Origin of the sequence: Streptomyces sp. NPDC001663, from assembly GCF_042893105.1 — a bacterium.
Lineage (GTDB): Bacteria > Actinomycetota > Actinomycetes > Streptomycetales > Streptomycetaceae > Streptomyces.
On record NZ_JBIAUR010000030.1, the window covers coordinates 18,950 to 32,946 of the forward strand.

Annotated in this window: 10 protein-coding genes; 4 read left to right on the top strand and 6 right to left on the bottom strand. The window is 69.0% G+C overall.

The window, feature by feature from the left end:
- Positions 1-46: 46 nt before the first annotated feature.
- The 3 genes from ACFY1L_RS52850 to ACFY1L_RS52860 all read right to left on the bottom strand — a co-directional run bounded on the left by ACFY1L_RS52850 (position 47) and on the right by ACFY1L_RS52860 (position 3,904).
- Positions 47-1,444: an MFS transporter gene (locus tag ACFY1L_RS52850; RefSeq protein WP_388842730.1), complete on the bottom strand. Its 1,398-nt coding sequence runs from the start codon at positions 1,442-1,444 to the stop codon at positions 47-49.
- Between the two features lie 123 nt (positions 1,445-1,567).
- Positions 1,568-2,839: an FAD-dependent oxidoreductase gene (locus ACFY1L_RS52855; protein ID WP_388842731.1), complete on the bottom strand. Its 1,272-nt coding sequence runs from the start codon at positions 2,837-2,839 to the stop codon at positions 1,568-1,570.
- Between the two features lie 33 nt (positions 2,840-2,872).
- On the bottom strand, positions 2,873-3,904 hold the full coding sequence (locus ACFY1L_RS52860) for a hypothetical protein (RefSeq protein WP_388842732.1): 1,032 nt from the start codon (positions 3,902-3,904) through the stop codon (positions 2,873-2,875).
- A 434-nt stretch (positions 3,905-4,338) separates the two neighbouring features.
- Between ACFY1L_RS52860 and ACFY1L_RS52865 the strand changes: the two genes are divergently transcribed.
- Complete coding sequence (locus tag ACFY1L_RS52865; RefSeq protein ID WP_388842733.1) at positions 4,339-5,364, top strand: carbon-nitrogen hydrolase family protein; 1,026 nt, start codon at positions 4,339-4,341, stop codon at positions 5,362-5,364.
- A gap of 154 nt (positions 5,365-5,518) precedes the next feature.
- Here ACFY1L_RS52865 and ACFY1L_RS52870 read toward each other — a convergent pair whose 3' ends face one another.
- Positions 5,519-7,783, bottom strand: coding sequence for an ATP-binding protein (locus ACFY1L_RS52870; RefSeq protein WP_388842734.1), 2,265 nt, complete (start codon positions 7,781-7,783; stop codon positions 5,519-5,521).
- Positions 7,784-8,200: 417 nt separating this feature from the next.
- On the opposite strand from ACFY1L_RS52870, the gene ACFY1L_RS52875 reads away from it, so the two are divergent.
- The gene (locus ACFY1L_RS52875) at positions 8,201-10,090 is read left to right on the top strand and encodes a pectinesterase family protein (RefSeq protein WP_388842735.1); all 1,890 of its coding nucleotides are present in this window, start codon (positions 8,201-8,203) and stop codon (positions 10,088-10,090) included.
- A gap of 400 nt (positions 10,091-10,490) precedes the next feature.
- Here ACFY1L_RS52875 and ACFY1L_RS52880 read toward each other — a convergent pair whose 3' ends face one another.
- Positions 10,491-11,279, bottom strand: coding sequence for an SDR family NAD(P)-dependent oxidoreductase (locus tag ACFY1L_RS52880; RefSeq protein WP_388842736.1), 789 nt, complete (start codon positions 11,277-11,279; stop codon positions 10,491-10,493).
- Between the two features lie 296 nt (positions 11,280-11,575).
- Between ACFY1L_RS52880 and ACFY1L_RS52885 the strand changes: the two genes are divergently transcribed.
- Both ACFY1L_RS52885 and ACFY1L_RS52890 read left to right on the top strand, forming a co-directional pair.
- Positions 11,576-12,313, top strand: coding sequence for a ribosome-inactivating family protein (locus tag ACFY1L_RS52885; RefSeq protein WP_388842737.1), 738 nt, complete (start codon positions 11,576-11,578; stop codon positions 12,311-12,313).
- A gap of 216 nt (positions 12,314-12,529) precedes the next feature.
- On the top strand, positions 12,530-13,135 hold the full coding sequence (locus ACFY1L_RS52890) for a TetR/AcrR family transcriptional regulator (protein ID WP_388842738.1): 606 nt from the start codon (positions 12,530-12,532) through the stop codon (positions 13,133-13,135).
- 126 nt (positions 13,136-13,261) lie between these two features.
- On the opposite strand, the gene araD is transcribed toward ACFY1L_RS52890, so the two are convergent.
- Complete coding sequence (araD, locus tag ACFY1L_RS52895; protein WP_388842739.1) at positions 13,262-13,987, bottom strand: L-ribulose-5-phosphate 4-epimerase AraD; 726 nt, start codon at positions 13,985-13,987, stop codon at positions 13,262-13,264.
- Positions 13,988-13,997: the final 10 nt, after the last annotated feature.

Below are 13,997 nucleotides of genomic sequence, written 5' to 3' on the forward strand. Positions count from 1 at the left end.
TACGGAGCCTGACCAGGTGGGATGCCTGCGCAGGCGAGGTGGACCCTCAGAGCAGCGCTTGTCCGGGCGCCGGGGTGAGCACGACCTCCGCGGCGGCCTCGGCCTCCTCGTCGAGTGACCGTCCCTTGGTCTCGGGAGCGGCGATCGCGGTCCACACGACGGATCCGACGACGGCCACGGCCAGCACCCCGAACGTCAGCGGCAGCCCCAGCACCGGCCACATCACCGATCCGAACAGCAGCGGGGCGAAGCCGGTCAGCACCCGGCTGAAGGAGGACGCCCAGCCGAAACCGCTGGCGCGCAGCAGCGTCGGGTACAGCTCCGAGACGTAGGCGTACATCGCGGGGATGGTCAGCTGCATCAGGAAACCGAAGACGGCGAGGGCGATCACGGCCCCCGTGGGCATGTGCAGCAGCTTCGTGAACACCACCAGAGCCAGCGAGGCGAGCGGGGCCGTGACACCGATGAGCCACTTGCGGCCCACCAGGTCCACCAGCACGGTGGAGGCCAGGACGGCGACGATGCCGACGCCGCTCATCAGGGTGGTGCTCATGAAGGCCACCCGGTCGCCGAGGCCCTGCTCCTTGAGAATGGACGGCATCCAGCTCAGCGCGGCGTAGTACACCAGCATGACGCTGGCGAACAGCAGCCAGGCGGCGGAGGTGATGCGCGCGCTGAACTTCCAGACGTCCCGCAGCTGTTCCAGGGCGACCCTCGGCCCCTTCGACTTCGCGTGCTTGGCGGGTTCGGGGATGACGTACGGCTGCACGGGCGCCCCGGTGCGGGCGACCAGGTCGTCGATGACCGCGCGCGCCTCGGTCTCGCGGCCCTTCTTGCTGAGGAAGACCGGTGACTCCGGGATACCCCGGCGCACCCAGAACAGCAGCAGTGCCGGGACGCTCATGACGGTGAGCATCCACCGCCAGTTGTCGTCGAGCGTCAGCATGGCCGTCGACACGACACCGCACAGCGTGACGCCGATCGGCCACCACACGTCCAGCGCGGTCAGGACACGGCCGCGGTACTTCTTCGGGGAGAACTCCGCCACCAGCGCGTAGTCGACCGGAATACAGCCGCCGAGTCCGACGCCGGCCACGAAGCGCAGGGCCAGGAAGACGGGGTAGCTGGGGGAGAGGGCGCCCAGCACCGAGAACACCGCGAAGATCAGCAGCGTGACGCTGAAGGCCTTCTTGCGGCCGATGCGGTCCGCGACCGCGCCCCAGGCGACGGCGCCCAGGGCCATACCGATGAGGTTCGCGGTGGCCACGAGACCGCGCTCCGAGAGCGTGAGGTGGAAGTGCTCGCCCAGCAGCGGCATCAGAAAGCCGTTGAGGGCGATGTCGTAGGCGTCGAAAAGGTAACCGAGGCCGCCGATGATGAAGATCTTGCCCTGGACCCCCCATCTCCATGGGAGGTCCTGGACGATCTGGTCGCCTGTTTTCATGTGTGCTCCACGGGTGTTCGAGGGGGACGCGCCCGCGTGGGGGCGGACACCGGGGTGAGCGGGGGGGTAATGGGGGGGGGAAGAGCGGGGAGGGGGCGCGGGCAGGGGACGAGGGGGGACTCGTCAGCGGGCGAAGCTGTAGTCGTAGGCGCCCAGATCCGGGTCGTTGAGCGGGGTGCCGCTCCACAGCCAGTCGTAGGACACGTCGGACTCTCCGTCGAAGCCGCGCCTGAGCAGCTCGTCGCGGGCCTCCTGCTGGGGGCCGTCCGGGTAGTGGTAGAAGGACTTGTTCTGCAACGACGCGTCCTGGACCATGCCGGCGTGCTTGGCGCGGCGGTCGACGTAGCGGCGCAGCGCGAGGATCACACCGTCGGCGTCGACCCGGCCGAGTTCCTCGGCGAGTACGGCCGCGTCCTCCATGGCCTGGGAGGCGCCCTGGGCCTGGTACGGGAGCATGGCGTGGCAGGAGTCGCCGAGCAGCGCGACCCGGCCGTCCATCCACACCGGGTCCCGGCGCCGGTGGTAGAGCGCGAAGGTCATGACGTCGTCCTTGGCCTTGGACAGCATCGCCGCGACCCGGTCGTCCCACTCGGAGTAGGCGCTCACGAGGTCGTCCGCGGTGGTGGTGGCGGTCCACTTCTCGGCGACCTCGTCGGTGCAGGGGACGCAGCCGACGACGTTGAGGAACTCCCCGCCGCGGATCATGTAGTGGACCAGGTGCCGGTCGGGGCCGTACCAGATGGTGCTCTGGAAACGGTCCATCAGGAAACGGGTCGCCGGGTCCGCGGCGATCAGCTCGCCCGGGATCAGGGCACGGAAGGCCATCTCCCCGGAGAACTCCAGGGTGTCCGGCAGGCCCATCAGGTCCCGGACCCGGGAGCGGATGCCGTCGGCGCCGATCAGCATGTCCGCTTCGAAGCGTCGGCCGTCCTCGGTCACCGCGACCGGGCGGCGGGGGTCGCTGCGGTCCAGTTCGGTGACGCGGCTCGCGGTGCACAGTTCGACGACCGGTCCCGGACCGGCAGGGTCGACACAGGCGTCCATGAGGACCTGGTGCAGGTCGGCGCGGTGGTAGTGCCAGTACGGGGCGTTGTACTCCTGCTTGCAGCGGTCGCCGAGCTGGGTCATCCCGATGACGCTGCCGTCCTTCCACCGGCGCCGCACCTGGTCCTGGGGCTCGGTGTGGATGGCCTCCAGCTGCTTGCGCAGACCCAGTCCGAACAGGATGCGGCTGGCGTTGGGCGCTGTCTGGATGCCCGCCCCGATCTCGCCGATCTGCGGGGCCTGCTCCAGCACGGTGACCTTGAGCCCGCGCTGCCGAAGAGAGAGAGCGGCGGTCATCCCGCCGAGTCCGCCGCCGACGATGACGACTTCGAGAGATTGAGTGGATGCCATGAATAACTCCAGTTGCGGGTGCGGCGGGCGGGATCAGGACTCGACGAGTCGCCCTGCGGTGACGACGTCCCGGCCGTCGACGGAGACGGTGCAGCCGCGCATGGCGATGTCGAGGTGCGCGTAGGACTCGCGGCCGAGGTGGGGGTGCGGACCGGTGGACCACAGGAAGTTCCCGGCGAAGGCCCGGGCGTCCATGCCCATCAGGTCGTCCTTGCCGTACAGGGCGGTGGCGAACCAGTCGGCGCTCTTCATCAGGCCCCAGCCCATGTGCGAGAGGCTGCGCGCCCACTGGTCGTCGGCGTCCTCGAAGAAGGTCTCCAGGAGCTTGGCCTCGGCACCGCCGGACACCTTCTCGATGGTGCCGCCCGCGATCTCCAGGGTGACCGGCTGGCGCACGTACTCCTTGAACGGCAGCAGGATGTCGTTCTCGGCGAGCACGATCCGGCCGTCGGAGAGCTGCGGCCAGCACAGCACCATGGTGCTCGGCCAGTGGTCCCAGCGGCCCGGGTCGTCGGCGAAGCCCACCTGGAACTCCGGCTTGGAGCCCGGGAGTTCGATGGTCAGGTTGGTGCCGGCCTCGGAGGTCACGCGCATCAGGGACGCGCTCTTCAGCAGGTCGACACCCTTGATCACCTCGGCCTTGTCGGACTGCTTGGGCAGGTTGCGGATGAGGACGTCGGGGGCGTCGCAGACGAAGAGGATGCGGGTGCCGGTGCGCAGGATCTCCTGCTGGAGGGGCGCGTGGATGAAGCCCTCCCGCGTGAGGTCCACGACCAGGTCGGCCGACTTGAGCAGGTCCTGCGCGGTGGTGTCGTTGAGCACCGCGGTCAGGCCGGGTCCGGCGCCGGTGTGGGTGCTGTCGGTGGGGGAGGGGTTGCCGCCCGGCACGGTGGCCGCGACGACGTGCGCGCCGCACGACTTGGCCGCGCCGAAGGCGGCGGCGACGTAGTCACCGCGGCTGCTGGGCTCGGACAGGACGACGACGTGCTCGTCGGGCCGGAGCTTGCACAGCTTCAGCTCCTGGGTGAACGCGTCGAGCAGGTCGACTGAGGTGAGGTCGAGCATGTCTCGCTCCTAGGGAGGGGAGGGGACAGACGGGGAGGCGCACGGTCAGTGCGTGCGTGGACGGGCATGAATCGGCCACGTGAGCGAAGCCGAACGCCCTCGTCGCGATGCCCGAGGGGCGTCGGCGACGGAATTAATCCGAGCACGTACTATCTCGTTCTGGCAAGGGGTTGGCGCGGATTTCGTGGGCGGGACTTTCGGGATCTCGTCAGTCGTGACGCCGTTAGGCTGGTCTGACCAGGGAGTTTCGGCACATCTCTCGCGTCGGCACCGAAGGCTTTCTGGAACGGAGGATGAATGCAGGGGGCATGGAAGCTTGCGTGGGCGAGGTCGTACGTGCTCGGATCGTATCGATCCGCCCCCGGACTACCGTGCCGTGGATCTCTCGCGATGGCTGATTCCAGCCGGCTCACTCCGCCTTGAGGAGGACTCCGATGTTGTCTCCCGCATCCACCAAGCGAACCGTCGCCGCGGTGCACGCCGCCCCGGTGTTCATGGACACCGACGCCACCATCGACAAGGTCGTCGGCTTCGTCGAACAGGCCGGCCGTGACGGCATCGACCTGCTGGTCTTCCCCGAGACCTTCGTACCCGGCTACCCCTACTGGATCGAGGCCTACGCCCCGCTGGACCAGCAGGGCGCCAACGCGGCCTACGCCGAGGCGTCCGTCGAGGTACCCGGCCCCGAGATCGCCCGAGTTCAGGCCGCCTGCGCCCGTGCCGGAGTCGGCACGGTGCTCGGGGTCAGCGAACGGCTCGCCGGCACCCGTACCTGTTTCAACACCCAGGTCTACATCGACCCCGACGGCAGCCTGCTCGGCGTGCACCGCAAGCTTCAGCCCACCTATGTCGAGCGGATCGTGTGGGCCCAGGGCGGCGGCGCCACGCTCAGCGTCTTCGACAGCGCGCTGGGCCGCATCGGTGGACTGGCCTGCTGGGAACACACCATGAACCTGGCCCGCCAGTCCCTGATCGCCCAGGGGCAGCAGATTCACGCCGCCGCGTGGCCCGGCCTGTCCACCATGGCCGGCTTCGAGGCCGTCGCGGACATCCAGATCGACGCCATGATGAAGACCCACGCCCTCACCGCGCAGACCTTCGTCATCTCGGCCGGCAACCCGGTGGACGAAACGTGCCTGCAGTGGATGGAGTCCACCATCGGACCGCAGAAGCACATCACCGCGGGCGGCGGCTGGTCGGCCGTGATCCACCCCTTCAACCAGTACCTCGCCAGCCCCCACACCGGCCCCGAGGAGAAGCTCGTCACCGCCGAGATCGACCTCGCGGACATCAACGCCGTCAAGGTCTGGGTCGACTCCCGCGGCCACTACGCCCGACCCGAGATCCTGGGCCTGAAGGTCGACCAGCGCCCGCTGTGGCACGACGAGGGGCACCGCGAGTGGCCGGCGGCCCCGAGCGAGGGTGACACTCCCGCTCCGTCCGCGGCCGAGACGGCGTAGGGGTTCGTCGGGGGGGCCTGACGTCGCCCCTGCTGGCTACGGCAGGTCCCTTCCGGCGCGCCCGGCCGGTCAGGTCAGTCACCGGTATGTGCGCCGGATCGCTTCAGGCCGCAGGACCCGAATCGGTGCTTCCGGGCCTGTCCCGGACCAGGGTCTACCCGGCTGCCACGGGAAGCTCCTGGTTCGCCAGCCACCAGGTCGCGATCCGGGTGCGGCGGGTGAGATCGAGCTTCGCCCTGATGTTCTCGACGTGGCGGTCGACCGTACGGGGCGACACGACCATCTCGGTCGCGATCTGGCGGTTCGTCAGGCCTCGCGCGATCAGGGCGGCGACCTCCTGCTCCCGCTGGGTCAGCGGGCTCGGGTGGGCGGGCGCCACCGGTGTCTCGGGGCAGGGCTCCAGAGCGTGCCGAATGGCAAGGGCGGGGGTGTCGTGGCGGGCGCCCTCGTCCAGCGCCCGCGTGTAGGCCTCCGGGCCCAGGAAGCCGAGGGATGCGGCCTTGCACCGCGCGTGCTGCTCGGCGATGTCAGGGCCGAACGCCTGGATGTTCGTACCCGCCCTCCGCCACAGGGCGTCGGCCGTGCCCAGCAGTCGGGCGGCCCGTTCGTGGTCGCCGTCCGCGGCGGTGATCCAGGCGAGCAACTCCACCATTCTCGCCACCATCGCGTGATCGTTGAAGCCGCGCATGCTCTTCAGGGCTGACACGGCCAGCGTCCTGGTCGCCTGTCGGTCCCCTCGCACCCAGGAGTTGTGCCCCAGTGCCAGCAGCACCTGCGCACGGTTCCAGCGCTCACCCTGGGCCTCGCAGGCGCTGATCACCCGCCTGCCCGTCTCCGCCGCTCGCGGGTCACCGGCGTAGGCCTGGGTGCAGGCGAGGGCCAACAGCCAACCGCTGGCCTGGTACGCGTCCCCGAGCGCCATCAGGCGGGCCTCGGCCTGTTCGTAGCGGAGGATGCCTTCCGCGTGGCGCCCCCGATAGTGCGCCGAGATCCCGCCGAAGCCGTGCACCTGGGCCTGTAGTACGGGGTCCTGAAGCTGCTCGCTGAGAGCCTCGGCCTCCTCCAGCCATCGGTCGGCCGCCGCCAGATCGCCCTGCGTCTGCGCCAGCCTGGTGGCGGTGATGAGTGCATGGGCACGAGCTGTCGTGGGCTCCGGCGCGGCGGCCAGCGCCCGCTCGAACTGCTGGCGACCCTCGCTGAGGAAACCGCCGGCGGACCAGTGCCAGGTCAGCGCCGTGGCCAGTAGGAGTCGGGTCTGGGGGTCGGCGTCGCAGTCCAGTGCCGCCAGCAGGTTGGCGTGTTCGGCACGCAGGTGGGCGAGGTACTCCACCTGATCAGGGCCTGCCCAGTGCCTCTTCACACGCTGCGCGAGGTCGAGGAAGAAGGCACGATGCCGCAGGAGCCGTCGCTCCTCCTCGCCGGACTCTGCGAGTCGCTCCCGGCCGTACTGCCGGATGGTCTCCAGCAGCCGGTAGCGCGGCATGTCGTCGACTTCGTAGGTCAGTACGACGGACTGCGCGACGAGCTGGTCAAGAAGGTCCAGTACCTCGTGCCCCTCGATCCCCTCTCTCGCGCAGACGGTTTCGGCGGCCTCCAGATCGAATCCGCCGACGAAGACCGAGAGTCGGCTCCACAGGAGCCGCTCGGCCGGTGTGCACAGGTCGTGGCTCCAGTCGAGCGTCCCGCGAAGTGTCCGCTGGTGGGGCTGTCTGGTCGAGCACCCGCCGGCTAGCAGCGCGAAGCGGTCCTCCAGGCGCTCGGCGACCTGCTTCACGGTGAAGGCGCGCAGACGGGACGCCGCCAGCTCGATCGCCAGCGGAAGTCCGTCGAGATCGGCGCAGAGCCGCGCCATCTGCCGCCTGTTGCGATCGTCGGCCTGGAAGGCGGGTCGCACGGCGGTCGCCCGGTCGCGGAGCAGATCGACCGCTTCCTCCGGGGGGAGGGGAGGGACGGTGAAGACGTGTTCGCCGGTGAGCCCCAGAGTGCGGCGGCTCGTCGCGAGGACGCGCACATCAGGAGCCGTGGAGAGGATGGCCGTCACCAGTTCGGCACAGGCTTCGGACACGTGCTCGCAGTTGTCGAGGAGGATCAACGCGCGCCGCTCCCGGAGGAATTCGACCATCTGCTCCGAGAGGTTCCGGGTGCCAAGATCCGGTACCCCGAGAACTTTCGCCGTGACGCTCGGCACCGCGCTCGGCTCCTGGACGGCGGTCAGATCGACGAGCCATACACCGCCCGGGAAGCGCCTCGCCGACACTGCGGCCGCCTCCAGGGCCAGTCTGGTCTTGCCGATCCCACCGGCACCGGTGAGTGTCAGCAACCGCGCGGTCTCCAGCAGGGAAGCGGCCTCGCTGATCTCCGACTGTCTGCCGACGAAGGTGGTCAGCGCCGTCGGCAGGCTGGGTGTCCTCGACCCCACTCGACCTCACCGTTCTTCTGCCTCGCGGCCGCTCTCGTGCCGACCCTTCGCCTGGCACGTTCTGATGACGGAGTAACCATACGGAAAATGTCGTAATTTGGCGAGATGCTTGCGATCTTGAGTGGATGTGTGGGGTCGCGTGGACCGGATCATGCCGAGGATCGGTCGTCCACCCCGGCACATCTTGGGTAGTGCCCATGGGTAGTTGTGCGCATGGCATCCGAAGCCCTGGCGGTCATGCTCTGCGGCGGGGGAACAGCAGGACTTTCCCGCGGGGATCAGCAGCGGCGGACAACGGAATCGTCGCCTGACAGCACTCCCCTTACGCGCCGACACCAGCAAGGGTTTCCAGTGACGACCGCAGTCCATGACCATTCGCGCAGCCGACCTAGATGGGCCAAGGCCCTAGTTTCCGCCGTGACTTCCGCCGCGATCCTGGCAGGAGTGCTGGGTGGCGCTCTGGTCAGCGCCTCACCCGCAGCCGCCCAGACCACACCGATCTTCCGGCTCACCGACGACGAAGACGGCGCTACCCGGGGCCAGTACCTCCAGTTCCTCAACGCCATCCGCGCCAACGTGGACTACGAGGCCCAGGACGTCAGCAACTCGGTCGTCGGCACCACCGATCTGATCGACCACACCAACCCCGAAGCCCTCGGCTACACCGAGGCCGCTATCCAGACCGAGGACGGGCATGTCGTCCGTATGCGGTTCCGGACGAGCGACATGTACCTGGTGGGCTGGTTCGACAACGCCGGCTACTACCACTACGTCGGTCCGGCCAGTGAGGCGCGGATCACCGCCGAGGACCGGGAACATGCCCAGCAGTTGACCACCGGGGCGGACTACGGCGCCCTGGAGCGCCTGGGCAACGTGGACCGTACGACCATGGTCTTCGGCCGGATCCAGACAGAGGCTCACGCCCTGAGCCTGTGGAAGGCCTCCAGCACGCAGGCGATGGCCGCCGCGGTCGTGTACTTCGCGCAGTTCGTCGCCGAGGCGGCCCGGTTCCGCGGCATCCAGGACTCGATCGCCCAGGACGGGTTCGCCGCCAGCGCCACGGACTCGTATGCCGTCTCCACCACGCTCGACAGCCGTCTCGTCGAACAGGAGACCGACTGGGGTCAGCTGAGCGACCGGCTGCAGCAGGTGCAGAGTGCCGGCAGCGACCGGACTCCCATTCCGCTGACCGGATGGTTCCGCAGGGGTTTCGGCGACATCGTCGAGCAGTCACTCCAAACCGCCCGTGACTACGCGCGCGTCCTCCTGCTCGCCAACGGCTACTACGGGTACGTCAAGCGACGTCAGCTCACCGATACCGACACCGTGGTGGTGGCGGCCGACGGCTCAGGGCAGTACACCACCGTGCAGGCCGCGGTCGACGCCATCCCCGACGACGGGATCCAGTACACGATCCTCGTCGAGCCCGGCACCTACCACGAGGCCGTCGTCGTGCCCGCGAACAAGCGCAACCTGATCATCAAGGGTGACAGCACCAACGCCGCCGACGTCGTCATCACCGCGGACCGGGCGCACGGGATGACCAACCCCGCGACGGGACAGCCGTACGGCACGGAGGGCAGCGCCGTTCTGACTGTCAAGGCGCCCGGCGTCACCGTCGGAGGCATCACCATCCAGAACACGTTCGACCCGGCCAAGCACCCTGAGGTCGACGCGTTCTCGACCCAGGCCGTCGCGGTGGCCGCCGAGGGAGACCGGCAGGTCTTCACCCAGGACCGGATCATCGCCCGCCAGGACACCGTTCTCGCCAAGGCGCCGGTGGCGACCGGCCAGTACCGCCAGTACTTCGTCGGCAGCTACATCGAGGGCGCGATCGACTTCATCTTCGGCAACGCCACCGCTGTCTTCGACCGGGACAGCATCGCCATGCGCAACTGGGCCGGCGGCACGGTGCTGGCGCCGAACACCGACGCGAGCCAGAAGTACGGCATCCTGATCACAGGCAGCGAGATCTTCACCAACGGCGTGCCGGACAACACGATGTACCTCGGCCGCCCCTGGCACAACACGTCGGCCGCCTCACCGCAGGCCGTGGTCCGTGACACCAAGATCCACTCCGGTGTCATCGCCGCGCACCCGTGGACCGACATGACCACGGACTACTCGTGGACCCAGGCCAGGCTCAAGGGCTACCACAACACCGTCACATCCTGCTCGCAGGGGCTGTGTGCCTCGACCGACGCTCCGGGGGGCACCAACAGTCACCAGATGACGGACTCCGAGGCCGCCGACCACACCGCCCAGAAGTACCTGGCCGGCACCGACGGCTGGAACCCCGTCTTCTGACACGCCGGTCACCGTGATGACAGGGAGGGGCCCGAATCGCTCGGGCCCCTCCCTCGTGGCATTGGCCGTCTCACTGGCGGAGGACTGGGTCACCGTCCACCGCGCGGCGATCCGCATCGGGGACCCGAAACCGAGCCCCTGCGCCACCAGTTCGGCTGTCTTCCGGCGGGACGGCGGGCAGGCGTGGCGGTCCCGGGGGGCTGCGCAAGGCGGTGACCGGTGAGGCGGCCGATCCACGCGACCATGGCGTCGGCGTCGGCCCGGTCGGTGCGCAGGCTGTAGGGCGTGAGTCGGCAAGGGAGGCCACGCCGCCCTGGGCGTGCCGGTCTCCGGGCGGTCATGGCCGCGCCCGCCGGACATGTGAGCCCCCGCGGGCAGGCAGGCGCAGCCGATCGCGCGACTACGGCTTCATGAGGTGGCCGCCGTCCAGTTCGAACGTCTTGCCGGTGATGAAGTCGGAGTCGGGGCCGGCCAGGAAGACGGCGACACGGCCCAGGTCGTTCTCCGGGTGCCCCCAGCGCCCCAGCGGCACCTGCTTGCGGACCGCCGCCGACTCCTCGGGGAAGGCCTCCTCCCAGGCCTTCAGGGCCGCGGTCTCCGACGAGGGGTTGATCACGTTGACGTTGATCTTGTACTGGCCCCACTCGCGCGCCGCCGTCCTGCTGAGTGCGCGGATGCCCTCCTTGCAGGCGTTGTAGTCCGCGGTGCCCCAGTTGCCGACCATCCCGTAGGCCGAGCCGAAGTTGATGATCTTGCCGCCGTGGTCCTTCATGTGCGGGAAGACCGCCTTGCAGGCGTAGAAGGTGGCCTTGAGGCCGGTCTGGAAGGTGTTGTCCCACCAGTCCTCCGGGAAGTCCTCCAGCGGGGTGGGCTGCGGCGCGGCGAACCGCTTGCCGCCGACCGGGCCCCAACTCTGGGCGTTGTTGACCAGGATGTCGACCGTCCCGAACGCGTCCACGGTCTGCTGGACGAGGCTCTTGACCTGGTTCTCGTCCCCGACGTCACAGCCGATCGCGATCGCGCTCTTCCCCAGGTCGGCGATCTCCTTGGCCACTTCGGCGGCCTTGGGCTGGTTGATGTCGGCGATGACCACGTGGGCGTTCTCCTTCGCGAACGCCAGGGCGATCCCTCGGCCGATGCCCTGGCCGGCTCCGGTGACGATCGCCGCCTTGCCATCCAGCACGCTCATGGTCGCTCTCTCTTCTCTTCCGGTGTTCCGGCCCCGAGCCGGCGTCGTCGGACGTGGACCCGTCCGTGCGGTGTTCCGGCTTCACCATACTCCACTTTCCGAACTCTGTTCGGAAAGTCCGGAAGGGTGAGCAGGAGCAAGCGCCGAGCGTGTGGACCTGAGTAACAGTCAGACGTCATTTCCGTCGAAGGGCTGTGATGCCGGCGAATGGGCCACCGCTACACTCCGCTGATTTCTTTGCGGTCGTCACAGGCGCAAGAAACGGAGCTACCGTGTTCTCCACTCTCAGCCGCCGCATGACCACTTCTCTGCTCCTCCCAGCCGCTCTGGTGGGAGCCGTCGCGCTGCCGGCCCTCCATTCGGGCTCGAGCGGGACGGGCGAACACACGACCAGCCTCGGCCAGATCCAGACCGTGGGCGCGCAGACGATCACCGACAACATCTCCGCGAACTTCGACACGCCGGATCCGCGACGGTGGGCCGACATCTGTCCGGAGAACCCCGTCGGCGCCGGCTCGGTCAGGGACGACTTCATCCGGCAGGGCGACTACACCTACCTCGAACGCCAGGGCCACTTCGAGCGAAGCAATCAGCAGCTCGGCATGGGTTTGCTGGACGGTGCCATCACCACGCTCAGCCAGAGGAGTGCGCTCGGCTCCGTGCCGATCACCCAGCTCGCCGCCCAGTCACAGGCCATCACCGCGGTCATTCAGATGATCGCCGAGGGCGCACGCTTCGACTTCATGTCCGCCAACATCGGCGAGCACGCCCGCAACGGGCAGACCTTCACCGCCGGTACCCAGATACCGGTGCGCGGGGACGGCGGGCCCTCCAACGAGGTGGGGCCCACCAGCCTCGTCACCGGGATCGACTGGGAGAACGCGTGGGGGGCGCTGTCCACGTACGTCTACCAGCACCTCAACACGGGAGGACAGTTCCGCTTCCAGGTCGGCCAGGCGCTCGTCCTGACGACGATCACGGCCGCCGCCAACCAACTGGCGCTGGCCCTGACGCCCGGAGTCTCCGGTGACTGAGGTCTCGTAGCCGTAGTGAGGAAGCCCTGTCGGGGTGCGGACACCGAGAAGGCCGTTGCCGCGGTCGGCGTCGGCGTCGTACACCGACAGGGTTTCGTTCAGACGGAGGATCGTGACGGTCCGGCGGCCCGGCCGCCCGACGCTTGATGGCTCGAACCATGCCAGGGTCACGGTCGTCTAGGGTTCGGATGCGAGACGCACAAGGGAGGAGCCGTCATGGGTGCCCAGAAGACCGGCCGGCCGCCGGCGACCACACGCGAGGAGATCCTGCGGGTGGCGCGGAGGCTGTTCCGTGAACAGGGCTATACCAAGACGTCGTTGGACATGGTCGCCCGCAACGCGGGCATCGCTCGAACCTCCCTGTTCGCCTACTTCCCGGCGAAGTCCGACCTGATCTGGGCACCGTACGAGCCCGTGATCACCTGCTTGTCCGACGCCCTCGCCACCCGGCCGTCCGGCGGCTCGATCGCCGACTCGGTGGCGGCTGCGTTCCGCGCCGCGTTGGACGATTCGACGATCCCCCGTGACGTCGTGATCGACATCTGGACGATCGCGGGGGAGAGCCCCGAACTGCGTGCGCTGTCAGCGGCGGGTATGCAGGCCGGAGAGCGCATCGTCGCCGACGCCATCTCCGAGCAGCTCGGCGCCACCGGCGACGCGCTCGTCCCCGAGGTGCTGGGCTGCGCCCTCGTCTCCGCCGCGACCGCGGCGACGGTCCACTGGGTCAGGACCGGTTCCACGGAGCCGCTGTCCGATGTGGTCGACCGAGCCGTTCAGCCCATCCTGTCCGGCTACTCACCCCAGTTGGTCCGCCGCCCCTAGAACGTGCGGAGGTGTCGCCGCCGCCCGGAGCGACCGGCTGCACGCCCCAGCGGGACACCACCCTGCTGTCCGGGCCGACACCCTGACTTTTCGTGGTCCGGCCCGTCGGACCCATCCTGTGCGCCGTCACATCGACGACGCCCTCCCGGGGTTGCCGTAGTAGGCGTCGGGGCCGTGCTTGCGGGTGTAGTGGCGCTCGAGGAGATGCGGAGGAGGCGGGCCCACGGGGGAGAGGGACAGGGTGTGGATCGCGATGTCGGCCACGGCCTCGCAGATGATGGCGTGCTCCAGGGACTCGCGGGCCGAGAGGCCCCAGGTGAAGGGGCCGTGGTTGGCCACCAGAGCGCCGGGGATCTCCTCGGCACGCCGGTCGTCCTGACCGAGGAGGTCCACGATGACGCGGCCGGTGTTGTACTCGTAGTCCCGCGCACACTGTTCGGCGGTCAGGTCGGGGGTGCAGGGTATGGGGCCGTTGAAGGTGTCCGCGTGGGTGGTGCCGAGCACCGGGATCTCCCGGCCCGCCTGGGCGAAGGCCACGGCGTGGGTGGAGTGGGTGTGGGTCACCCCGCCGATCGACGGGAACGCCAAGTAGAGGCACCGGTGGGTCTCGGTGTCGGTGGAGGGGCGCAGACGGCCGTCGACCACGGCGCCGTCGGACAGCCGTACGGTCACCAGGTCGTCGATCGTCAGATCTTCGTAGCGCACTCCGGACGGCTTGATGACGAAGGCCCCTGCCTCCCGGTCGACTCCGCTGACATTGCCCCAGGTCAACGTGGCGAGGCCGACCTGGGGGATGGCGAGGTTCGCCTCCAGGACCTCGCGGCGCAGACCGTCTCGGACGGTGGTGCTCATCGTGTTTCCC

Coding starts and splice junctions, on each gene's coding strand:
- ACFY1L_RS52885 (WP_388842737.1), top strand. CDS start 11,576: ATGACCACTTCTCTGCTCCTCCCAGCCGCTCTGGTGGGAGCCGTCGCG.
- ACFY1L_RS52865 (WP_388842733.1), top strand. CDS start 4,339: ATGTTGTCTCCCGCATCCACCAAGCGAACCGTCGCCGCGGTGCACGCC.
- ACFY1L_RS52850 (WP_388842730.1), bottom strand. CDS start 1,444: ATGAAAACAGGCGACCAGATCGTCCAGGACCTCCCATGGAGATGGGGG.
- ACFY1L_RS52880 (WP_388842736.1), bottom strand. CDS start 11,279: ATGAGCGTGCTGGATGGCAAGGCGGCGATCGTCACCGGAGCCGGCCAG.
- araD (WP_388842739.1), bottom strand. CDS start 13,987: ATGAGCACCACCGTCCGAGACGGTCTGCGCCGCGAGGTCCTGGAGGCG.
- ACFY1L_RS52855 (WP_388842731.1), bottom strand. CDS start 2,839: ATGGCATCCACTCAATCTCTCGAAGTCGTCATCGTCGGCGGCGGACTC.
- ACFY1L_RS52890 (WP_388842738.1), top strand. CDS start 12,530: ATGGGTGCCCAGAAGACCGGCCGGCCGCCGGCGACCACACGCGAGGAG.
- ACFY1L_RS52860 (WP_388842732.1), bottom strand. CDS start 3,904: ATGCTCGACCTCACCTCAGTCGACCTGCTCGACGCGTTCACCCAGGAG.